Source organism: Duganella sp. P38, assembly GCF_050859475.1.
Lineage (GTDB): Bacteria > Pseudomonadota > Gammaproteobacteria > Burkholderiales > Burkholderiaceae_D > Rugamonas.
In genome coordinates this window covers 4,796,943-4,818,157 of the sequence record NZ_CP193936.1, presented here as the reverse complement: position 1 = coordinate 4,818,157, position 21,215 = coordinate 4,796,943, and the positions used below count along the sequence as shown (strand labels likewise).

The window sequence follows — 21,215 nt, the reverse complement described above, 5'->3', positions numbered from 1 at the left end:
TAATTCAAAAATTAAACACAGTGTTGCGATTAATAATTACCGGTAATTATCGCTCAATTAGGTCGTCTTCGAAGGCTTTCGTACCTAAAAGGTGCCTACCAGACAACGGAAACTTCCTAGCCGAATATTATAGCGATTTTTAGTGCATCGCAATAGTTCAACAAGCCTAACACTCAACTATTTTGCGATATCGCAACATTTCGTTTCGGACCGCATTGCGACCCTGTCCGCATAACTACCGTGTTGCCAGTATTTTACTCCCAAAAACCTCATAATCCTGTTGAGTTTGCGTATAAACCGGGTGCGGATTCTAACCAAATTGTAAGAAAACGTTCCAAACTGATTTGCAGGTCTTGAGGGCCGTTAAAAACGGCTTCTCCACGGAAATGATCGGCATGAAAACGGCGCACAATGTGGCGCTGGTCGGCGATGCAGAAGGAGTCCGTCAGTTGCCGCAGCTGGGCGCCGGTGCGGCGTACTTCGATCAGGTGGCCGTAATCGTTGAGCAGCCGCAGCAAGCGCGGCGCGTCGCGCTCGACCGCCTTGCCGTCGTGCGCGGCCAGTTGCAGCCGGCCGCCGTCCTGGAAGAAGCGGCGCAATTGCGCGTCGCTGGCGCTGCTGCCCAGCTGCCAGATGCTGAAGTCCGGATCGAACATCAGCAGCGTGTGTTCGGCGCGCGCGAGGCAGGTGGCCAGGTGCTGCTGAAATTCCGCCCGCGTGGTGAAGGGAATGACCTGCCTGTCCATCTTGCCTCCGCTTGATTAACCGAGTTCGGCCCAGCCGTCCTGGTACCAGGTGTATAGCGCTTCCAGCACGTCGTCCGACGCGGCGGCGAACTCTTCCGGCTCCAGGCGGCGGTTGTTGGCCAGCGCTTCCAGCGTCGCCTTGTCGGCCTTGCCGACGCCAAACGATTCGCCGTTGATGAAGACGTTTTTGCCGCGATACAGCATCTGCGTCTTGCGCGACAAGACCAGGCCTTTTTCATCACGGCCTCGCCGAACTTGCCGACGGTGAGCGGCTTGGCCGGGCCGGTGAAGAAGACATTGTGCTTGGGCTCGGACAGGTACTCGCCGAGGAAGATGGTGATGTCTTCCTCGGTGAAGCGCACCTTGTTGAGTTCCTCGGCCAGGTCGGTCAGCATCTGGCGCGGGATCTCGGCCGGCTTGTCGGTGGCTTTCAGGTCCGGATCCTCGTAGCGGCCCGGCAGGTCGATCGAGTCGGCCATGAATTGCAGGAAGCCTTCGCCCAGTTCCTGGTAGGATGGCAGGCGGAAGCCGATCGAGTAGGTCTGGCAGTCGCCGATGGCGATGCCATCGTGCGCGTATTGCGGCGGCAGGTACAGCATGTCGCCCGGGTTCAGCACGAATTCCTCGTCCGGCTCGAAGTTGGCCAGTATCTTCAGCGGCAGGCCCTCGATCAGCGTCAGGTCTTTCTGCCTGCCGATGCGCCAGCGGCGCTGGCCTTGCGCCTGCAGCAGGAACACGTCGTAGGAATCGAAGTGCGGACCGACGCCGCCGCCATCGGTGGCGAAGCTGATCATCAGGTCGTCGAGGCGGGCGTCCGGCAGGAAGCGGAACTGGCGCAGCAGCGCGTCGGCCTTGGCGTCGAACAGGTTGACGCCTTGCACCAGCATGGTCCATTCTTTTTGTCGCGCGGCGGCAGCGATTCCAGCGGGCCGTGTTGCAGCGACCATTCGCCGTCGAAGCCGGTGACCAGGCGCGATTCGGCGTGGTTGGTGGAGGCCAGCTTGGCCAGGGCGTCAAGGCTCAGCAGCGGCTTGAAGCCGGGGATGGCGTTGCGGATCAGGAGTGGCTTTTTATGCCAGTATTCGCGCAGGAACTGCGCTGGCGTGATGTCGCCGAGGAGGGGTAATTTGTTCATACCGCATTATAAACCGGCGCGCCGGAAACCCACCCCTACGTCGTTCCCGCGCAGGCGGGAACCCATGGAACGCCTGCCTGCACGCGCCCCATGGGTCCCCGCCTGCGCGGGGACGACGGCTTAGCGGCCGGTGTGCAGCCAGCGGGCGTGGGCGGCGCGCGCCAGCCAGTCGAGCGCGAAGCCGAGCACGCCAATCAGCACGATCGCCGCCATCAGCTCATTGTAGGCCAGCCGGTCGCGCGCATCGAGGATGAAATAACCGAGTCCCGCCGACACGCCAAGCATCTCGGCCGGCACCAGCACAATCCAGATGATGCCGATCGCCAGCCGCACCCCGGTCAGGATATCGGCGGTAATCCCCGGCAGCACCACGCGCAGCACCGTCTCGGCGCGCGTGGCCGACAGGCTGCGCGCCAGCAACAGCCAGTTCGGATCGAGCCGCGCCACGCCGGTGGCGGTGTTGAGCAGGATCGGCCACACGGCCGCAAACGCCAGCAGGAAGTACACCGGCGCGTCGCCGACGCCCAGCGTCATCACCGCCAGCGGCATCCACGACAGCGGCGACACCATGCGCAGCAGCTGGAACAGCGGCATCGCGGCCGCCGCGAAGCGCTTCGAACTGCCGACCAGCACACCGAGCGGAATGCCGATCAGCGCCGCCGCCAGCAGGCCGTAGCCAACGCGGCGCAGGCTGAGGCCGATATCGCGCCAGATATCCGGCCCTTGCAGCATCTGCACCAGCGCCCGTCCGGCCTCCAGCGGCGCGAAGGCGGCGGCGATCGGCGTGTCCTTCTCCAGCGCGGTGACGCCGGCTTGCCACAACAGCAGCGCCGCCGCAAAGCCCAGCAGCGGCAGGCCAAAACGACGAAGCGCCATCAGATCGCCAGCGTCTCGGTGCGCAGCAGATTGGCCGGCAGGCCGAAGGCTTGCGGACCGCCGACGGCGGTGATTGCCTTGCGCACGAAGCGGTCGTCCACCAGATCCCTGGCGACGAAGGCCGGATCGAGTTTTTGCAGGAAGCCGGTATCGCCTTCCACGCGCACTTTTGCAGCGCGCGCACCATCTGCTCGGTGTACGAGGCGAACGGGTAGGGCTGGAAGTCGATGCGGCGCTGGTTCCAGTCCTTGTGCGCGATGACGCCGCTCTTTTCGTAATCGGCGTAGTCGGTCACGGTCAGTACTTTCGACAGCACTTGCAGCGCGTGCGGCGTGTATTTGTGGCTGTCGCCGTTCGACAGCAGGCGCGCGGTGTCAAGCTGGTTGGAGCGGGTCCATAGCTGCGCCTTGACGATGGCGTTGGTGACGCGCTGCGCCCATTCCGGGCGGGTGCTGATGTCGCGCTCCGACAGGAAGGTGACGCAGCAGGCGTGGTTCTTCCAGACGTCGCCGGAGAAGCGCAGGATCTTGCCGACGCCGGTGGTTTCGGCCAGCGCGTTGAACGGCTCGGCGACGATGAAGCCGGCGATCGATTTGCTGGCCAGCGCGGACACCATCTCGGCCGGCGCCAGCACTACCAGGTTGACTTCCTTCGGACCGATATTGCCCTCGCGGCCCTTGCTCACCACCGACAAGCCGTTCTTGGCCAGGATCTGCTGCAGCAGCACGTTGTGGATCGAGTACCAGAACGGAATCGCTACGGTCTTGCCAGCGAGGTCGGCGACCTTGTTGATGTCCCTGGCGACGGTCAGGCCGGAGCCGTTGACGTGGTTCCACGCCACTACCTTGGCCGGGAACCTGGCGCCGTAGCGTACCGACATGGTGGCCGGCGACAGCAGGTGAATCACGTTGACCTGGCCGGAGACAAACGCTTCGATGATCTGCGCCCAACTGCGGAACAGGCGCGGCGTCTCCGCTTGCAGGCCTTCGGCCTCGAACAGCTTGCGGCCATGCGCCACCAGCAGCGGCGTGGCGTCGGTGATCGGCAGGTAGCCGATCTTGACCGGCTGGTCGTCGCCCTTCGGACCTTGCTGCGCCATGGCGTCGCCGGCGAACAGCAGCGGCGCCGCCACGCTGGCGGTGCCCAACGCGGACACGCGCAGGAAATCGCGGCGGCTCATGCCGCAATCGCAATCGGAGGAGACGCAGATGTGGGGTGGCTTGGTCATGGTGTGCTTTCTATTGTGGTTGATGCGTTGCCGCGCACGCCCTGCAGGGCGGCCAGGATGTCGAGACGCAGCCGGCTGAGGGCATCGCTGTCGGCCAGGCGCGGGCGGGGCAGCTCCACCTGCCATTCACGCATGATGGCGCCGGGACGGCCGCCCATCAGCACGATGCGGTCGGCCACCAGCAGCGCCTCGTCGATATCGTGCGTGACCAGCAGCGCGGCCGTGTGCCAGCGGTGCACCACGTCGACCAGCAGGGTTTGCATTTCGGCGCGGGTGATGGCGTCCAGCGCGGAGAAGGGTTCGTCGGCGAACAGCAGTTCCGGCTGGCGCGCCAGTGCGCGGGCCAGCGCCACGCGTTGCGCCATGCCGCCGGACAGCGCGGCCGGGTAGCGCTTCTCGCTGCCGGAGAGGCCAACGGCAGCGATAGCGTCCTGCACGCGCTGTGCGTGTTCGGCGCGGGAGATTGTCGGCTGGCGCGCGAAGTCCAGGCCGAAGCCGACGTTGGCCGTGACGTTCAGCCATGGCAGCAGGCTGGCTTGCTGGAATACCAGCGCGCTGCGCGGACTCGGTTCGGTCAGCGGCGCGCCAAGGAAGTGGACCGCGCCGGCGCTCGGCGGCTGCAGGCCGGCCAGCACGCGCAGCAACGTCGACTTGCCGCAGCCGCTGCCGCCCAGCAGCGCGACGATCTCGCGCGGGCGCACGCCGAGCGTGATGTTTTCGAAAGTGCTCGCCGCGCCGGCATAGGCAAACGACAGCCGCTCGGCGCGCAGCGCCCAGCCATCACCTGCCGCAGCGGGCGCCTTCCCGGCCGCGCCTGCGTTAGCCGCGTGGCCGGCGGTCACGTCGGTCATTGCGTGGCGGCGGCGTGCTTGGCCAGCGCCGCTTGCAGTTGCGTGATGCTCGGCGTGATGACCGGGATGAAAGCCGATTCGCGCAGGCGCCGCGCGAAGCCGTCTTCCTCCTGCATCAGATAGGCGTGTCCGCCCTTGGCTTGCAGCTCCAGCGTAACCGCCTGCTGCACCACGTCCGCAATGGCGATGCGCAGCTTGAACATCTGCGGCGCAGCCGTGACGAAGCGGCCGTCGGCCACGCCGTCCAGCAGTTGCCGCGTGAGGGCGTCCAGCTCGCGCTGCGCATCGGCGATGCTCTCGCTTAGCTGCCCACGGCCATTGGCCGCCACCGCCGCGGCCTTGTCCAGCGCCGCCGCCGCCAAACCAAGCGACATCCCGCACTGCATGCCAAGGAAGGCCGGACGCACGCGCGCCAGCCACTCCGGCGCCTGCGGCGCGATGATGTAGTCGGCGGGCGCCGCCACGTTCTCCAGCTGCACGGCGGCGGTATGGCTGCCGCGCAGCGCGATCAGTTGCAGGTTGCCGCTGCGCTGCACGCCAGCGTCGCCGCTGCAAAACATCGCCACCAGCGGCGTCGCGCCATCGACCGGCGCCACCGCCGCCGCCGCGACAAAGCGCTGCGGACGCAGGTTGGTAATCCATGCCAGCTTGCCGTTCAGGACCCAGCCATCGCCATCGGCGGTGGCGTGGACCGACAGCGGCTCCATGCCGGACAAGAACTTCATCGCATTCGACAAGCCGGTGGCGCCGGCCAGCGTGCCATCCAGCAGCGACGGCAGCAGGCGGTCGCGCAGCGCGCTGTTCTGGCTTTGCAGCAGGTACTCGATAAAGCTGCGCTGCCCCCAGTAGACAAAGGCCGCCGTCACCGAGTGGCGCGCCACTTCGGCGATGCCCAGAATGGCGTCGCGCACATCGTTATGGGCGCCAGGCGCGCCGCCGAGCGCCAGCGGCACGCCGGCGCGGAAGCAGCCGTGGGCGGCCAGCGCCGGCAGCACCGCATCGTTGAGCGATTCGGTCTGATCGAGTGTATCGGCGTTCTGCGCCAGCCATTCGTGCAGCGCCGCCATCGTTATACGGCTCCCGGCAGGAACGCTTGCAATTGCGGATTGACCGGCGTGTCAGCTAAGCTGTTGGCGAAGTTGCACAGCGTGGCCAGGCTGACGCCCAGCACCACTTCCAGCGCCTGCTGCTGGTTGTAGCCGGCTTCGATGAAGGCTTGCAGGTCGGCGTCGTCGACCGCGCCACGGCGGGCGATGACGGCGGCGGTAAAGACGGCAACGGCGTCCAGCCGGGCGTCGCCGGTCGGCTGGCCCGCATGCAGGGCGCGCACCGCCTCCACCGATTGGCCGGCCTTGCGCAGCCAGATGGCGGTATGGCCGGCCACACAGAAGTCGCAGCCGTGCAGGCGCGCGCTGGTGATCTGCACCACTTCGCGCTCGGCCAGCGACAGGCTGGCGCGCGAGTTGATGCCGGAGACAGTCAGGTAGGTTTCGAGCGCCACCGGCGCGTTGGCCAGAACGCCGATCAGGTTCGGCAGGTAGCCGTTGTTGGCGATCGCCTTTTCGACGAAGGGACGGCTGTCTTCGGGCGCCGTATCGAGGGTGTGTACAGTTAGGCGGGGCATGATCTATTCAACTTTTTCTGAAATGATGTCGACATATTATCAGTCTCGGCGAAAATCGACAGTTTAGCGATTGTAAGACGCATGGCTAGCGGCTGTCAGAACGGAATCCACATAACCTTATGACGGACGCGCGCGCGAGGCCCGTTTGCGATCCAAGGTATAATCGTGGGCTAATCATTGAAAGGATGCACAACATGAAGATTGCCAAGAATACAGTCGTGACTGTGAATTACAAACTGTCCGATGCCCAGGACAATCTGATCGAAGACGGCCGCCAGCCGATGGTCTACCTGCACGGCGGCTACGAGAACACCCTGCCGAAAATCGAGGAAGAGCTGGACGGCAAGGAAGTTGGCTACTCGTCCATCATCCAGATCGAACCGGAAGACGCGTTCGGTGATTACGACGCCTCGCTGGTGAAGGTGGAAGAGCGCAACCGTCTGCCTGAGCCGCTGGAAGTGGGCATGCAGTTCGAAGGCATGCCGGACGGCGAAGGCGGCGCGGAAGAAGCGATGATCTTCACCGTGACCGACATCGCTGACGACAAGGTGGTTCTGGACGGCAATCACCCGCTGGCCGGCATGGCGCTGCGCTTCTCGCTGAACGTTGCCGACGTGCGCGAAGCCACCGATGAAGAAATCGCCCACGGCCACGTGCACGGCGCCCACGGCCACCACCACGGTGACGAGGACGACGAAGGCGAAGAGGGCGATCACGTCGCCATCCACCCGATTCACTAAAAGCTGTCGTACCCGCGCAGGCGGGTACCCATGGTGAGTGGCCGCTGCTGCGCACCGGCCGCGTGCCACGGACACTGTGAAGTGGATTCCCGCCTGCGCGGGAATGACGTCAGGGCCGGGGATAGCGCTACGGCGCGTGCTCGGCGCTGCCGCCCTTGATCGAGAACAGGGCGGCGGCGCCGGGCGTCACGCGGACTTCGGCCCAATCGGCGGCCATGTTCACGTGTCCCACATTGCCGCGCCATTGAATGGCCGGTTCTCCATTCTGCGCTCCCGCTTGCGCATCGATCAGCAGCACCTTTCCCTTGTACTTGGCCGCCATGGTGCGGATTTGTTTGCGCACTTCGGCAAAGCCATCCTGCTTGCTCTGGAACGAAGGCAGCAGCGAGAAGCTTTCCTCCGCCGTCACGCCCGGATCGCCGTCCGAGAACAGCACCAGTCCCGCCATTTTCTGCCGCTCCGCCAGCGCGAACAGCCGATGCAGCCAGGCGCGGTTGGCCACCAGCCGGTCTTCGTACTCGCTGTTGCGGCCCGCTTCCGGGCGATAGTGGTTGTTGTTGGCCGGCAGATTGATGGTGGCGAACAGCACTTTGTTGACTTCCCAGTGCGCGTTCTCGGCGTAGCTGCGGAACTTGGCGGTGGACGACAGGCGCGTCACCTGAATGCGGCGCACGCCGAGCGATTCGCTGTCGGCGTAAAACAGCTCGCGCAGGCGGTTCAGGCGTTCGATGGCGTTGGAGCGGCCGGCGGAATTGAGGCAGGCGCTCCAGTCGCTGCCGGCCAGCGACACCACCATCGGCCCGGAGGATTCGTTCAGCAGCGCGCGGCGCTGGGCATACAGCTTGTCGCTGCAAGGTTCGCTGGCGGCCTTGATGCCGGTGGCGACCACGAAGGCGGGATAGTTCTGCGACGCTTCGACGAGGGCGCGCTTGAGCACCGCCTCGTCGCGCCCGTGCTGCAATGGATGGCCGATGACGCCGAACGCGAACGGCTTTTGCGGCGGCGTGGCCGGCGCCATCGGCGTAATCGGCGGCGCGGCGTGCGCGCCCGCCGCTGCCAGCGCCAAAGCGGCGGCCAGCAACACGCGGCGAGGGCGCGCCGTGCGCATCATGCCTGCGCCGACTCTGTCAGGCGCTTCAGCTGGTACAGGCGCTCCAGCGCCTCGCGCGGCGTCAGCGCGTCCGGATCGAGATCGTCCAGCGCCTCCAGCAGCTCGCGCATCGCCGGGCTGGCGGTGGCAGGCGCGGTGTCGACTTCCTCGTCGTTGGCGTCCACCGACGGCGCGGCGAACAGGTCCAGCTGCGGCGTGGCGTCGAGCGCCTGCGCTTCCAGCCGCGCCAGGTGCTTGCGCGCGGCCTTGATTACCGGCTGCGGCACGCCGGCCAGCTGCGCCACCTGCAAGCCGTAGCTCTGCGAAGCTGGGCCGTCCTGCACCGCGTGCAGGAACACGATGGTGTCCTTGTGCTCCACCGCCGACAGGTGGACGTTGCTGGCGGTCGGATGGCTCTCCGGCAGTTGCGTCAGTTCGAAGTAGTGGGTGGCAAACAGCGAGAAGCTGCGGCTTGTCTCGATCAGGTGGCGCGCGATGGCCCAGGCCAGCGCCAGGCCGTCGAAGGTCGAGGTGCCGCGGCCGATTTCGTCCATCAGCACCAGCGAGTGTTCGGTGGCGCCGTTGAGAATGGCGGCGGCCTCGGTCATCTCCACCATGAAGGTTGAGCGACCGCCAGCCAGGTCGTCGGTGGCGCCGATGCGGGTGAAGATGCGGTCGATCGGGCCGATGACGGCGCTTTGCGCCGGCACGTAGCTGCCCATGTAGGCCAGCAGCGTAATCAGCGCCACCTGGCGCATGAAGGTCGATTTACCGCCCATGTTAGGGCCGGTAATCAGCAGCAGGCGGCGTTCGTCGACGAAGCGGCAATCGTTGGCGATGAAGCGCTCGATCTGGTTCTCCACCACCGGATGGCGGCCTTCCTTGATGTTGATGCACGGCGTGGCCACCAGCTCCGGCGCGCACCAGTTGTGGCGCAGCGCGTGGTCGGTGAGGGCGGTCAGCGTGTCCAGTTGCGCCAGCGCGCGGGCGATGGTTTGCAGGGCGCCGATGAACGGCGCCAGATCGCCCAGCAGCTGCTCGTACAGCATCTTCTCGCGCGCCAGCGCGCGGTCCTGCGCCGACAGCGCCTTGTCTTCAAAGGCCTTCAGCTCAGGCGTGATGTAACGCTCGCAGTTCTTCAGGGTCTGGCGGCGGCGGTAGTCGTCCGGCACCTTGGTGGCCTGGCCGTTGGTGACTTCGATGTAGAAGCCGTGCACCTTGTTGTACTCGACGCGCAGGTTGGCGATGCCGGTGCGGGCGCGCTCGCGCGCCTCCAGGTCCACCAGGTACTGGCCGGCGTTTTCCGACAGGCCGCGCAGCTCGTCCAGCTCGGCGTCGAAGCCGCGCGCGATGACGCCGCCGTCGCGCACCATCACCGCCGGTTCCGGCATCACCGCGCGCTGCAGCAGGTCGAGACAGGCTTCCGGCGTGGCCAGGTCGGCGTGGATCGCGGCCAGCAGGCCGTTGGCGTCGGTCAGCGTGCGCTGCATGCCGTGGCGCAGCGCCGGCAACTGCGTCAGGCCGTCGCGCAGCGAGGCCAGGTCGCGCGGGCGCGCCGACAGCAGCGCGATGCGGGTGGTGATGCGTTCGATGTCCGGCACCTGCGCCAGCGTGTGCGACAGCGAGCCGGTGGCATCGGCCTGCGCCAGCGCGGCGATGGCCTGGTGGCGCGAGCGCGCCAGGTTCTGGTCGCGGCGCGCGTGGTGCAGCCAGTGGCGCAGCAGGCGCGAACCCATGGCGGTGCGGCAGTGGTCCAGCAGCGAGAACAGCGTCGGCGATTCCTGGCCGCGGATGGTTTCGGTCAGCTCCAGGTTGCGGCGGGTGGCCGCATCGAGGCCGATGAATTCATTTTCGGTTTCGGTGGTCAGCGTGCGCACGTGCTGCAGGCCGCGCCCTTGCGTCGACTGCGCGTAGCGCAGCAGCGCGCCGGCCGCGCCGAAGGCGGCGCCCAGGCCGTCGGCGCCGAAGCCGGTCAGCGTCGACACGGCCAGCTGGTCGAGCAGCGCCTTGTGGCCGCTGACCACGTCGAAGTGCCATTCCGGCACGCGGTTGACGTGGCACGCCGTGTATTCCTCGAACAGCTCGCCGTTATCGCCGCGCAGGATCTCGGCCGGCGAAATGCGCTCCAGCTCCTGCTGGATGCGGGTGTTGACGGTGTGCGCATCGCCCGAGAACTCCATCAGGCGCAGCGCGCCGCTGGCCAGCGACAACCACGCCAGGCCGGCGGTGGCCACCTTGCGCTGGCTGATGACGGCCAGCGCAAGCAGCGGGCGTTCCGATTTTTCCGGCAGCAGGTCGGCGTCGGTCAAGGTGCCCGGCGTGACCACGCGCATCACCTTGCGCTCGACCGGGCCCTTGCTGGTAGCCGGATCGCCGATCTGCTCGCAGATGGCGCAGGACTCGCCGATCTTGACCAGCTTGGCCAGATAGCCTTCCAGCGAGTGGAACGGCACGCCGGCCATCTTGATCGGCTGGCCGCCCGACGAACCGCGTGCCGTCAGCGTAATGCCGAGCACGCGCGACGCTTTCTCCGCGTCCTCGAAGAACAGCTCGTAGAAATCGCCCATGCGGTAGAACACCAGCATGTCCGGGTGCTGATTTTTTATCGCCAGGTATTGCTGCATCATCGGCGTGAGCTTTTCGGCAGGGCTGTTCTTGACTGCGGCGGCGTTGATTTCGTTCGGGACGGTGGTCATTGTTTCTGAGAAGTATGGTGCAATAATTAACCCGTCATTTTACCGCTTTCGGCCGCGCTACAGTGAAAACGCGCAGAAGCTGGCCGTCAGCCAAGCTACTGGACGTAACTCGGGAATTTGTCGCGCAGCAGCTCCAGCTGCGACAGCGTGCCGGACAGGTGCGCGCGCACGGCGTCCTGCGCAGCCGCGCGGTCGCCGGCGCCGATGGCTTTGGCGATGTCGTTGTGCTGCGTGAGAATGGAATTGGCCTTGTTGTTCAACGGCAGGTGCAGGCGGCGCAGGCGGTCGAGGTTGCCGCTGAGGTTGCGCACCGCGGCCCACAGGTCGGGCACGCCGGCCTCGGCGTACATCTTTTTGTGGAAGGCCTGGTCGGCGGCGTTAAAGCCTTCGAGGTCGCCGGCCTTGAGGCAGACGCGCTGCTGGCCGGTGAACACCAGCAGCGCTTTTTCCATTTCCTTGTTGGGCTTGGCGGCCAGCGTGTGGACGATTTCCAGCTCGATCGACAGGCGCGCGAAGTGGGCCTGGCGCGCGGAATCGAGATCGATGCCGCGCACGCGGGTCTGATGCTGCGGGAAGATTTCAACCAGACGCTCGTCGTCGAGCCGGGTCAGCGCGTCGCGGATCGGCGTCTGCGACAGCGTGAAATACTCCACCAGCTGGCTGCGTTGCAGGATGGTGCCCGGCTCCAGCACGGAGCTCACGATCAACTCGCGCAAACGCTCATAAACCTGGATCGTGGCGTTCCGCGAGCGGTCCAGTTTGAACGTGCCAAGCAGGCTGTCGAGTTGCATTTAACGGGGCCGCGCGAAGAGTCAATCGGTGTTGATATATTAGCATATTACTCCCCTTCAAAAGCGCCAAGGTCCGGCGCGCTGCCGCTGTACGGCAGGCCGACGTTGACGCCTTTGTTCAGCAGATCGCTGCCCGCCGCCAGGCGGAAGTGCGGCAGCACCGGCAAGCTGCCGTCGGCCTGGCGCGGCGCGTCCCAGCCTGCCGTTGACACGCTGCGGAAGTCGGCCGCCGTCACCGATACCACGCCGCTCAGGTTCCAGCTGTTGTTGACCGCGTCGGCGCCGTCCACATTGGTCACCAGCGTGCCTTGCCAGGCGAGGTTGTTGCGCAGGATGCCGAGGTTGATGGCGGCGCCCGACGGATCGATCCCCAGCATGTTGAAGTCGTGCCGGTTGGCGATGCTGGTGTTGTTGTAGAAGTAGCTCGCCACCGGATGGTGGTTGGCGTAGAAGCCCGAGGCCTTGTTGTTGAAGGCGACGCTGTTGCGCACGATGTGCTGCGGCGCGTCGGCGGCGTACTTGCCGCCGAAGCCGCCGATCTTGAAGCCGTTGCCGTTGCCGGCCGCCAGCGAGGTGGTGGTGTCCGGGATGTAGCCGTGCGACCAGGCCCACGAGTTCTCGATCAGCACCGCCGACCTGGCCTGGATCAGGTCATAACCGTCGTCCGTGTTGGCCCAGGCGCGGCAGCCGCGCAGCACGTTGCCAGGCTCGTTCGCGCCGATGTGAACGCCGAAGCCATCGGCGTTCTGGCCGTCGCCGCTCTTGCTGTACGGGTCGCGGTTGTGGTGCGAGTCGACATTCAGCACCAGGTTGTTGCTGCCCTGCGCGATGAACATGCCCGGCCCCATGTTGTGGTGGATGTCGAGCCTTTCGAAGATGTTGTTGCTGCCGCTGTTCCACACGCCCCATGACTCGTTGTTGAGCAAATTGCCCGGCTGCTGCGGCGCGCCGCTGATCTCCAGCCCGCGCAGATGCAGCCAGCTGCCGGTGACGTTGAAGCCCTTGACGCGGCAGTCGTCGCTCATCCGCGAGAAGTCGAACACCGGCTTTTCGCCGGCGTAAGCCCAATAGCGGATCGGGTTGCCGGCGGCGCCGCTTTTGCCGAGCGTGATGGCGTTGACGCGCGCCGTGCGGCTGGCGCACGCGCTTTCCGCCGCGGTGTAGAGGTAGCTGCCGCCGCGCAGGTAGACGGTGTCGCCGGCCACCGCCACCGACTGCGCCTTGACGATGCTTTTGAACGGCGCCGCCAGCGTGCCGGCGTTGTCGTCGCTGCCCGCAGGGGCGACATAGTAGGTGGCCGCCGGCGCCGCGTGCGCGGCGGCCAGCAGGACCATGCCCAGCAGCGTTTTAGAATTCATATTTCACCCGCAGTCCGACATAGCGTTGAGAATTGCGCGACAAGGTTTGCGACAGCACGTGTGCGCCGCTGTAGAAGTTGAAGTTGTCGGCGACGAAGCTATTGTAGCTTTTGTCGAGCAGGTTGTTGACGTAGAAGGTGACCTTGATCTGGCTCGATGGATCGGTGACCGCCACGCTGCCATTCAGCACGCCGTATGCGCGCTGTATCGTCAGCGGGTTGACCGACAGGTCGTAGTTCACCTCGGACTGGTGCTGGTAGTTCAGGTTGAAGATGCCGCGATAGCCCGACTCTGTCAGCGGCGTGTTGTAGGTGGCGCCCAGCGTGTACTTCAGCCTGGGCGCATTGGCCAGCCGCTTGCCGGCCAGGTCCTGCACGCTGGAGTTGCCCAGCGGCCGGCAGCCCTGGGCCAGCGTCTGGCCCGGATAGCAGATCGCCGACGGATACGAACGGATGGTGGCGTCGACCCACGCCAGCGAACCTTCCAGCAGCAGCGTGTTGACCGGCTTGGCCGCCACTTCCAGCTCCAGGCCGCGCGTGCGCAGCTGGCCGACGTTGGCCACCGCGTTCTGAATCAGGTTGGTCACCGGATCGAGGCGGCGCGACTGTGCCTGGAAGTTGTCGTAATCCGTGCTGAACAGCGTGGCGTTCAGTTGCAGGCGGTTGTTCAGGAAGCGGCTCTTCAGGCCCAGTTCATAGGCCTTCGAGGTTTCCGGCCTGATGTAGTTGTCGATGCGCGACTGATCGAAGCCGCTCGATACGTCGAAGCCGGCGCCCTTGTAGCCGGTGGCGAAGGAGGCGTAGGCCATCACCGCCTTGGCCAGGTCCTGTTGCAGCGCCAGCTTGCCGGTGACGACATCGTCGGTATTGCCGCCGTTATAGTGCAGCGGCGTGGCCGGCACCTTGTTGCTGAAGTCGGCCTCGATGCGCTCGTGGTTGTAGCGCAGGCCGGCGCTCAGGCGCGTGGCGGGCGCCAGCCGGTAGTCCGCTTGCGCGAACGCGGCCAGCGTGCGGTTCTTCGAGTTGCCGTCCCAGCGGGACACGGCCACCGTCGGGCCGCGCAGGAAGCTGCGACCGGTGCTGGAGTCGGAGAAGTACAGGCCGCCGAGGTAGTTCAGCGCCTGCTCGCCGCTGGAGGTCAGCCGCAGTTCCTGCGTCAGCATGTGGGCGTCGTACGGCCCGCCGTGGCGCACGCCGCCGCGCAGCGCGTTCCGCGTCAGCACCGATTGCAGGTCGACGTCGGTGAAGTCGTAGTCGGCCTCGATGTCGAATTTCCAGTCCTGGTAAGTGGTCACCGAGGTCAGCGTGTGGCCCGGCAGCTTCCAGTTCAGCGCGGCGCTGACGCTGCTGCCGCGGCTGTCCGAATAGCCCGGATCGTCGATCCGCACATTGCGGTTGTCCGGGCCGGGCGTGACGCCGGCCAGCGTCGGCTCCAGTGGCGCCACGTTCTGCTGCCTGGCGCCGGGCGGCACGTAGAGCAGCGTGGTCACCGGGCCCTCGATGCGGCGCGCATTGTAGTCGGCGATGATGCGGCCCCAGAACTCGTCGGCCGGCTTGAAGAAGTCCAGCCGCGCGCGCACGCCGCGCGAGCGTTCGCCGTTGAGCGTGGAATCGTAGGTCAGGTTGTTGATGTCGCCGCGTCGCTGGTTGCCGTAGGCGTTGATGCGAAAGCCGCTGCGCTCGCTCAGCGGGCCGGAGATGGAGGCGTCGAGGCGGCGCTCGCCGTCGCTGGTGGTGGTCAGCTGCACGCTGCGTTCCAGTTCGGCGGACGAGGCCCGGGTGACGACGTTAATCAGCCCGGCCGAGGAGTTCTTGCCGAACAGCGTGCCCTGCGGCCCGCGCAGCACTTCCATGCGTTCCAGGTCGCTCAGGTTGGAGAAGGCCTGCATCTGCTGGATCACCGGCACGTCGTCCACCACCACCGCCACCGCCGATTCGATGCCGAAGCTGAAGGCGATGGTGCCGACGCCGCGCAGCGAAATGGCGCTGTTGTTGGGGTTTTCGCTCAGTGTCATCGACGGCGACACGCGGGCCAGGTCGCGGAAGTCGACGATCTGCTGGTTCTCGATGGTCTTGGCGTCGATGGTGTTGACCGCCACCGGCACGTTCTGCATCACCTGCGCGCGCTTCTGCGCGGTGACCACGATGGTTTGCAAGCCATCTTCCTGCGCCAGGGCGCGCTGTTGCAGGGAAATCAGGGCGAGCGCCGCCAATACGGCCTCGGCCGTGCGTGAGAGTTTCATGTGGCCTCCAGTATCGTCGTTTAGTTTTTTTGCTTGTAGTAGTCGGCAAGCACGTCGAACGCCTGTTTGCGGGCGCCGGTTTCAGACAGCAGGCCCTTGCGGTTCCAGCCGTTTTGCAGCAAAGGATGTTCGCGCCGCGGCGAGCGGAAGTCCTTCAGTACCCAGGGTGACATGCCGGCCAGCGTGGCAATCCTGTCGGCCATGGCCAGCGTGTTGCGGTAATACGCGGCCTGGTACTCTTCGCTGAATTTCTTCACGCCGGCGTCGTGGTAGCCGGCCAGCGCGTCGGCGCCGAATTCGGACAGGATCAGCGGCCGATTCGCCGGCACGTTCCATTTCAGGCCGGGCAGGTCGGCCAGCCGGTCGTCGCCATACCAGCCGGCGTAGGTGTTCACGGCCAGCACGTCGAGCTGCTCCAGCAGCGGGTCGTTGATGGTGGTGACGTCCTTGTCGCGCTCCACCAGCAGCGCGGCGCTGATCAGGCGCGTCGGGTCCAGCGCGCGCACATTGGCGGCCATGGCGGCGTGGAAGCGGGTGCGCGGCGCCGACACGGGCGTTTCGTTCCCCACGCTCCACAGGATCACCGAGGCGCGGTTGCGGTCGCGGTAAATGGTTTCCGCCTGCATCGCCAGCGCCTTGCGCAGCACGGCCGGGTTGTCCCAGTCCACCGTCCAGTAGACCGGGATTTCGCTCCACACCAGCAGCCCCATTTCGTCGGCCAGGCGCAGTGTGGTTTCCGAGTGCGGGTAGTGCGACAGGCGCACGTAGTTGCCGTGCAGTTTGTGCTTGATCTCGCCGAGCAGCGCGCGCGACGCTTGCTCGCTCATGTTGCGCGCCGGGTTGGGGCCGAATTCCTCTTCGTGCATCGACACGCCGCGCAGGAAAATCGGTTTGCCATTCAATAGAATGCGGCTGCCGTCGACGGCGATGGTGCGGAAGCCGATGCGGTCGCGCAGCGTATCGCCGGCGGCGGCAAACTGCACGTCGTACAGCGTGGGGCTGTCCGGCGACCAGCGTTGCAGCTTGCGCGGGGCCGGCAGCGAGACGGCAGCGCGGCCTTGCGCGTCGGTGGTGACATTGACGCTGGCGATGTCGCCGATGCGGATGGCGACTTGCTGGCCGGCCGCGCCGGGGCCGTTCAGCTGCACGCTGCCGGCGATGCTGCCGTCGCGGTTCAGGTGCAGCATGGCGTCGTCGATGAAGGTGGACGGCGTGTAGACCAATCGTACCGGGCGCGTGATGCCGCCGTACAGGTCCCAGTCGGTGATTTGCGTCGGGATGCTTTGCGCGTCGTGCTGCGAGTCGACGCCGACCACCAGGCGGTTCTCGCCGGCGCGCAGCGCCTCGCTTACCTCGACGGCAAACGGCGTGAAGCCGCCTTCGTGCTTGCCCACTTCCTTGCCGTTCAGGTAGACGTGGGCACGGTAGTTGACCGCTTCGAAGCGCAGGAAGGCGCGGCCGCCGCGCAGCTCGCGGGCGTTGAATTTGCGCTGGAACCAGATCAGACCATCGTAGTAGCGCAGTTCCGGCTGCGCCGCGTTCCAGGCGCCGGGAATGGTCATCACCGGGCCGCGGTCCATGTCGAATTCGAAGAAGGTGGCGCCGCCTTTGGCTTCCTCGGCGGCGACGTCGATGTCGCGGTAGCGCTGCATGCGCGACTTTGCCACCCAGCCGTTGATGTCGGTCAGGCCGGTGCGGTACAAATCCCTGGAATAGGTCCATGGCCCGGACAGGTCCTGGCTGTCGCGCTGGTGGCTGCCGGTCAGCAGCAGGGGCGGGCGCAAGTCGTCCGCCAGGCAGGCGGCCCCCTGCGATCCCAGGAGGATAAAGGTGAATACTGCAAGCGCGAATTTTTTCATGGCGTTGTGATCTCAGCAGACGTACTAATATTTTAGTGGCCTTGTTCGCCCAGTTAATCGTTTAGCTAAAGATAATCACCATAATGATTGGATGGCATTCGCCCGGCCGGTGCAACACAGTATTGACCGGCAGGCGGTTTATCCGCAGCGCCCAGGCCAGTAAGCTGCAAGCCTGACTTTTTTGCCGGACCACCATGACCACCAAACTGCTTTATCTGTTCGATCCCCTCTGCGGCTGGTGCTACGCCAGCGCCCCGGCGCTGGCCACGCTGGCCCGCCACTTCCCGCAGCATTTGGAGTTGTGGCCGAGCGGCCTGTTCTCCGGCGCTGGCGCGCGCGACCTGACGCCGGACTTCGCCGCCCACGCATGGCACAACGACCAGCGCATCGCCAGCATGACCGGCCGCGTGTTCAGCGAGCGCTATCGTGCCGACATCCTGCACGGCGATGGCGTGCGCTTCGATTCCGGCGTCATCGCCCGCGCGCTGACCTGGGTGCGCGCGCTGGATGCCGCGCTGGAGCCGCAACTGCTGCACCGCGCCCAGCTGGCGCGTTATGTGGACGGCAAGGACACCGCGCTGCCCGGCGTGGTGGCGGAAATCGCGGCGTCGCTTGCCAGCGAGGCCGGGCATGCGGCCGATGCGGCGCAGCTGGCCGAGGCCTTGAGTGGCGACGCCGTGCTGGCCCGCGACACCGATGCGCGCATCGCGGCCGCGCAAGCGCTGATGCGGCAAGCGGGCATCCGTGGCGTGCCGCAGCTGCTGGTGCGTCAGGGCGACGCACTGCAAGCGGTCGGCTCGAACGCGCTGTATCAGAATGACGAGGCGCTGGCGCCAGCGCTGCGGCAACTACTGCAATCGCCGCAACCGCCGCAACCGCGCTGACGCGGGATCACAGCCTGGCGCCGCAGTCCTTGCAGTATTGGGCGCTGGCGTCGTGGCCGGTGGCGGGGCAGGCCGGGCAGGCGCGCAGCGGCAGCACGCTGCGCCCGCGCTGGTAGGTGATTTCCGAGCTGATAATGCCGGTCGGGACGGCCAGAATGCCCCAGCCGAGCAGCATCATGAACGAGGCGATGGCGCGGCCGATGTCGGTTTTCGGCACCAGGTCGCCGAAGCCCACGGTGGTCATCGTCGAAATGGCCCAGTAGACGGCGGTGGGAATGCTGGTGTAGCCGTTCTCCGGGCCTTCCACCACATACATCACGGTCCCCAGCAGGAACACGATCAGGAACACCACCGACAGGAACACGAAGATCTTGCGCCGGCTGGCCAGCAGCGCGTCGCCCAGCATGCTGTATTCCTGGATGTAGAGCGTCAGCTTGAGGATGCGGAAGATGCGCAGCAGGCGCAGGATGCGCACGCCCAGCACCACGTGCGCGGCCGGGAACACCAGCGAGATGTAGCTGGGCAGGATGGACATGACGTCGATGATGCCGAAGAAGCTGCGCGCATACACCACCGGCCGCTGCACGCACAGGCAGCGCGCCACATATTCAAGCGTGAACAGGATGGTGAAGAACCACTCGGCGCGATGCAGCCAGGCGCCATAGGCGTCGGCCACCGGTTTCACGCTGCTCAGCACCACTACCAGGACGCTCAGCAGGATCGCGCCGATCAGCGCCAGGTCGAACGCGCGGCCCTTGGGCGTGTCGGATTCGAAGATGATGGCGTACAGCCTGGCGCGCCAGCCGCCGGCCGGCTTGCCGAGGCGTTGGTGCGGGTCGGAGGTGAGCGTGGTGGGGCGCTTGTCTTGCATGATTATTCGGTCCAGGCGCTGGCCAGCATCGCCGCCAGCAGGTCGGTGTAGCTCCAGCCGTGGGCGCGGGCGGCGATGGCGCACAGGCTGTCCTGGTCTTCGCGTCCGGGGCGGCCGGCGCCGGTCATGTTCGGCTTCAGATTCAGGTCGAAGATGTGGTAGTTGCCGTTGCCATCGGCGCGGCAGTCGATGCGGATGGCGGCGCGCGCGCCCACCAGGTCGCAGGCCTGGGCGCAGGCGGCCATCAGCCCCCGGACTTGCGGCGCCTGCGCTTCTTCTGCGGTCAGCGCGGCGCTGTTGCTGCTGACCGCCACCGTGCCGTTGTACGGCGCAATGCCGTCGATGTGATTCAAGCGGCGCACCGGCGGCAGCAACAGCGGGCCGGCGGCGCCGGGCAGCACCGTCAGCGTCAGCTCGTCGCCGCCGAGATATTGTTCGACGATGGCCTGGTTGCCGAAGGCGCGGCTGTCGAGCAGCGTTTGCAGCGCCACCACCAGCGCCGTGTAGCCGTCCACCCTGGACACGCCCTGGCTGCCGCGCCCGCGCACCGGCTTGACCACCAGCGGGAAGTGCAGCCCATGTTCTGCCAGCCGTTCCAGCGCCGGCGCCTCGCGTCCCGCCAGCAGCGCGCCGGCGACCGGCAGGCCGTGCGACTTGAGCAGCGCGTTGGTGGCGAACTTGTCGTCGGCCGCCTGCTGCCGTTCCGGCAACTGGCCGACGATGGCGACCCGGCCGCGATGCGCTTCCAGCGGGTGGCCGGAGAACAGCACCGTGTTCGCCCACAGCACCGTGGCGCCGGCCTGCAGCGCGCCGGCGATGCCTTCCTCCGTATCGGCGAACACCCAGTCCAGCGCCTGCGCCGGATCGGGCGCGGCGACGGGCGTGAGGACCGTGTGTCCGGCGCGGCGCAGCGCGCAGGCGATGTCGGCGCCGCTGTCGGAATAGCCGCCCGGCTTGGCGTCCTTGCGCAGGCCATCGATGACGGGGGAGGAAGTGCCTGATACAGCACGGCGATGCGTTCGGCCATGATAGTGACGGTAAGGTTGGCGACGGCCGCTATCTTACCGGCAAATGCCAAACCGGGTCGCGCCCATATCGAAAGGGCATGGATTGTGGCATTTTCCGCATGCCTCGCGGATCTGCCTTTGGGCTAGCATGGCGGCATGAAAAAACTACTGATTACGCTATTGATGGCGGCCGGCCTGTCCGCCAACGCCGCCGAACAATTCGTCAAGGGCGCCGACGTCGGCTGGCTGCCGCAGATGGAAGCCACCGGCTACAAGTTCTACAACAAGCACGGCAAGGAGCAGGATGCGCTGCAAATCCTCAAGGATTACGGCATCAACACCATCCGCCTGCGCACCTGGGTCAACCCATCCGACGACAGGGCCAGTGGCCACAACAGCAAGGATGAAACAGTGGCGATGGCGCTGCGCGCGCAGAAGATGGGCATGCGCATCATGCTGAACTTCCATTACAGCGACAGCTGGGCCGATCCGCAGCAGCAGCGCAAGCCGGCGGCGTGGGTCGGCCACGACTTCACGCAGCTGAAGCAGGACGTCTACGACTACACCCATGATGTGATGAGCGCCATGAAGAAGGCCGGCGTCACGCCCGAATGGGTGCAGGTGGGGAACGAAACCCGTACCGGCATGCTCTACCCGGAAGGCCACACCGACAACTGGCCGCAGCTGGCGCAGCTGATCAACCAGGGCTACGACGCGGTGAAGGCGGTCAGCCCGTCGTCCAAGGTGGTGCTGCACCTGGATCGCGGCCAGGACAAGCAGTGGTTCCGCACCTGGTTCGACAACGCCCAGGCCAATGGCGCCAGGTACGATGTGATCGGCCTGTCCTACTATCCATACTGGCTGGACGGCCGCCCGGACTACACGCAGTCGATCGATGCGCTGGCGGCGAACATGAACGATCTGGCGGCGCGCTACGGCAAGGAGGTGATGGTGGTGGAAGTGGGCGGCGAGGACACGCAGCCGCAGAACACTTACGACATGCTGATGGCGGTGCAGCGCAAGGTGCGCGAGGTCCCGCACGGCAAGGGCCAGGGCGTCATCTACTGGGAGCCGCTGGGCGCGCGCAGCTGGAGCCATTATGAACTGAGCGCCTGGGGCGCGGATGGCCGCCCGACCAGGGCGATGGATGCATTCCTGGATTCATTATAAGAAAAGTCGGTTTTCTTCGTATTCAGTGGTTTTTCGATTATGTATAG

At 65.9% G+C, this 21,215-nt stretch carries 16 protein-coding genes and 2 pseudogenes; 3 read left to right on the top strand and 15 right to left on the bottom strand.

Translation table 11 applies throughout. The annotated features are described in order from the left end of the window. Positions 1–269: 269 nt before the first annotated feature. The 7 genes and pseudogenes from ACRQ5J_RS22430 to ACRQ5J_RS22400 form a co-directional block, all read right to left on the bottom strand. The gene (locus tag ACRQ5J_RS22430; protein WP_432379929.1) at positions 270–656 is read right to left on the bottom strand and encodes a hypothetical protein; all 387 of its coding nucleotides are present in this window, start codon (positions 654–656) and stop codon (positions 270–272) included. A gap of 105 nt (positions 657–761) precedes the next feature. Continuing rightward, a pseudogene (locus ACRQ5J_RS22425) lies at positions 762–1,881 on the bottom strand (JmjC domain-containing protein). A 120-nt stretch (positions 1,882–2,001) separates the two neighbouring features. Next, complete coding sequence (locus ACRQ5J_RS22420; protein ID WP_432379927.1) at positions 2,002–2,757, bottom strand: ABC transporter permease; 756 nt, start codon at positions 2,755–2,757, stop codon at positions 2,002–2,004. Continuing rightward, a pseudogene (locus ACRQ5J_RS22415) lies at positions 2,757–3,985 on the bottom strand (ABC transporter substrate-binding protein). Before ACRQ5J_RS22415 ends, ACRQ5J_RS22420 begins: the two are co-directional and overlap by 1 nt. Beyond that, a complete protein-coding gene (locus ACRQ5J_RS22410) occupies positions 3,982–4,836 on the bottom strand; it encodes an ABC transporter ATP-binding protein (RefSeq protein ID WP_432379925.1) in 855 nt (284 codons plus the stop codon). Before ACRQ5J_RS22410 ends, ACRQ5J_RS22415 begins: the two are co-directional and overlap by 4 nt. Beyond that, positions 4,833–5,903 (bottom strand): acyl-CoA dehydrogenase family protein, encoded by a 1,071-nt coding sequence (locus ACRQ5J_RS22405; protein ID WP_432379923.1) that lies wholly within the window; start codon positions 5,901–5,903, stop codon positions 4,833–4,835. Before ACRQ5J_RS22405 ends, ACRQ5J_RS22410 begins: the two co-directional genes overlap by 4 nt. Positions 5,904–5,905: 2 nt before the next feature. Further along, the gene (locus ACRQ5J_RS22400) at positions 5,906–6,460 is read right to left on the bottom strand and encodes a carboxymuconolactone decarboxylase family protein (protein WP_432379921.1); all 555 of its coding nucleotides are present in this window, start codon (positions 6,458–6,460) and stop codon (positions 5,906–5,908) included. 194 nt (positions 6,461–6,654) lie between these two features. Between ACRQ5J_RS22400 and ACRQ5J_RS22395 the strand changes: the two genes are divergently transcribed. Further along, entirely contained in the window at positions 6,655–7,200 is a 546-nt protein-coding gene (locus ACRQ5J_RS22395) for an FKBP-type peptidyl-prolyl cis-trans isomerase (RefSeq protein WP_432379919.1), read from the top strand. A gap of 127 nt (positions 7,201–7,327) precedes the next feature. Here ACRQ5J_RS22395 and ACRQ5J_RS22390 read toward each other — a convergent pair whose 3' ends face one another. From ACRQ5J_RS22390 to ACRQ5J_RS22365, 6 genes are all read right to left on the bottom strand, one after another. Beyond that, entirely contained in the window at positions 7,328–8,311 is a 984-nt protein-coding gene (locus ACRQ5J_RS22390; RefSeq protein ID WP_432379917.1) for a hypothetical protein, read from the bottom strand. Beyond that, positions 8,308–10,986: a DNA mismatch repair protein MutS gene (gene mutS, locus ACRQ5J_RS22385; protein WP_432379916.1), complete on the bottom strand. Its 2,679-nt coding sequence runs from the start codon at positions 10,984–10,986 to the stop codon at positions 8,308–8,310. Before mutS ends, ACRQ5J_RS22390 begins: the two co-directional genes overlap by 4 nt. A 95-nt stretch (positions 10,987–11,081) precedes the next feature. Then, positions 11,082–11,777: a GntR family transcriptional regulator gene (locus ACRQ5J_RS22380; protein WP_432379914.1), complete on the bottom strand. Its 696-nt coding sequence runs from the start codon at positions 11,775–11,777 to the stop codon at positions 11,082–11,084. A gap of 47 nt (positions 11,778–11,824) precedes the next feature. Next, positions 11,825–13,135 carry a right-handed parallel beta-helix repeat-containing protein gene (locus ACRQ5J_RS22375; RefSeq protein WP_432379912.1) on the bottom strand — a complete coding sequence of 437 codons (1,311 nt, stop codon included), beginning with the start codon at positions 13,133–13,135 and terminating at the stop codon, positions 11,825–11,827. After that, entirely contained in the window at positions 13,125–15,377 is a 2,253-nt protein-coding gene (locus tag ACRQ5J_RS22370; protein ID WP_432379910.1) for a TonB-dependent receptor, read from the bottom strand. The genes ACRQ5J_RS22375 and ACRQ5J_RS22370 overlap by 11 nt, the downstream gene beginning before the upstream one ends. A 20-nt stretch (positions 15,378–15,397) precedes the next feature. Beyond that, positions 15,398–17,236: a glycoside hydrolase family 2 protein gene (locus ACRQ5J_RS22365; protein ID WP_432379908.1), complete on the bottom strand. Its 1,839-nt coding sequence runs from the start codon at positions 17,234–17,236 to the stop codon at positions 15,398–15,400. Between the two features lie 194 nt (positions 17,237–17,430). Between ACRQ5J_RS22365 and ACRQ5J_RS22360 the strand changes: the two genes are divergently transcribed. After that, positions 17,431–18,120, top strand: a complete 690-nt coding sequence (locus ACRQ5J_RS22360) for a DsbA family protein (protein ID WP_432379906.1) — start codon at positions 17,431–17,433, stop codon at positions 18,118–18,120. A gap of 7 nt (positions 18,121–18,127) precedes the next feature. On the opposite strand, the gene ACRQ5J_RS22355 is transcribed toward ACRQ5J_RS22360, so the two are convergent. Together ACRQ5J_RS22355 and ACRQ5J_RS22350 are read right to left on the bottom strand one after the other, a co-directional pair. Continuing rightward, on the bottom strand, positions 18,128–18,991 hold the full coding sequence (locus ACRQ5J_RS22355) for an ion transporter (protein ID WP_432379904.1): 864 nt from the start codon (positions 18,989–18,991) through the stop codon (positions 18,128–18,130). Positions 18,992–18,993: 2 nt separating this feature from the next. Further along, positions 18,994–19,833, bottom strand: coding sequence for a biotin carboxylase (locus ACRQ5J_RS22350; RefSeq protein ID WP_432379902.1), 840 nt, complete (start codon positions 19,831–19,833; stop codon positions 18,994–18,996). Between the two features lie 321 nt (positions 19,834–20,154). On the opposite strand from ACRQ5J_RS22350, the gene ACRQ5J_RS22345 reads away from it, so the two are divergent. Continuing rightward, positions 20,155–21,168 carry a glycoside hydrolase family 53 protein gene (locus tag ACRQ5J_RS22345; RefSeq protein WP_432379900.1) on the top strand — a complete coding sequence of 338 codons (1,014 nt, stop codon included), beginning with the start codon at positions 20,155–20,157 and terminating at the stop codon, positions 21,166–21,168. Positions 21,169–21,215 lie beyond the last annotated feature (47 nt).

Coding starts and splice junctions, on each gene's coding strand:
- ACRQ5J_RS22430 (WP_432379929.1), bottom strand. CDS start 656: ATGTTCGATCCGGACTTCAGCATCTGGCAGCTGGGCAGCAGCGCCAGC.
- ACRQ5J_RS22420 (WP_432379927.1), bottom strand. CDS start 2,757: ATGGCGCTTCGTCGTTTTGGCCTGCCGCTGCTGGGCTTTGCGGCGGCG.
- ACRQ5J_RS22410 (WP_432379925.1), bottom strand. CDS start 4,836: ATGACCGACGTGACCGCCGGCCACGCGGCTAACGCAGGCGCGGCCGGG.
- ACRQ5J_RS22405 (WP_432379923.1), bottom strand. CDS start 5,903: ATGGCGGCGCTGCACGAATGGCTGGCGCAGAACGCCGATACACTCGAT.
- ACRQ5J_RS22400 (WP_432379921.1), bottom strand. CDS start 6,460: ATGCCCCGCCTAACTGTACACACCCTCGATACGGCGCCCGAAGACAGC.
- ACRQ5J_RS22395 (WP_432379919.1), top strand. CDS start 6,655: ATGAAGATTGCCAAGAATACAGTCGTGACTGTGAATTACAAACTGTCC.
- ACRQ5J_RS22390 (WP_432379917.1), bottom strand. CDS start 8,311: ATGATGCGCACGGCGCGCCCTCGCCGCGTGTTGCTGGCCGCCGCTTTG.
- mutS (WP_432379916.1), bottom strand. CDS start 10,986: ATGACCACCGTCCCGAACGAAATCAACGCCGCCGCAGTCAAGAACAGC.
- ACRQ5J_RS22380 (WP_432379914.1), bottom strand. CDS start 11,777: ATGCAACTCGACAGCCTGCTTGGCACGTTCAAACTGGACCGCTCGCGG.
- ACRQ5J_RS22375 (WP_432379912.1), bottom strand. CDS start 13,135: ATGAATTCTAAAACGCTGCTGGGCATGGTCCTGCTGGCCGCCGCGCAC.
- ACRQ5J_RS22370 (WP_432379910.1), bottom strand. CDS start 15,377: ATGAAACTCTCACGCACGGCCGAGGCCGTATTGGCGGCGCTCGCCCTG.
- ACRQ5J_RS22365 (WP_432379908.1), bottom strand. CDS start 17,236: ATGAAAAAATTCGCGCTTGCAGTATTCACCTTTATCCTCCTGGGATCG.
- ACRQ5J_RS22360 (WP_432379906.1), top strand. CDS start 17,431: ATGACCACCAAACTGCTTTATCTGTTCGATCCCCTCTGCGGCTGGTGC.
- ACRQ5J_RS22355 (WP_432379904.1), bottom strand. CDS start 18,991: ATGCAAGACAAGCGCCCCACCACGCTCACCTCCGACCCGCACCAACGC.
- ACRQ5J_RS22345 (WP_432379900.1), top strand. CDS start 20,155: ATGAAAAAACTACTGATTACGCTATTGATGGCGGCCGGCCTGTCCGCC.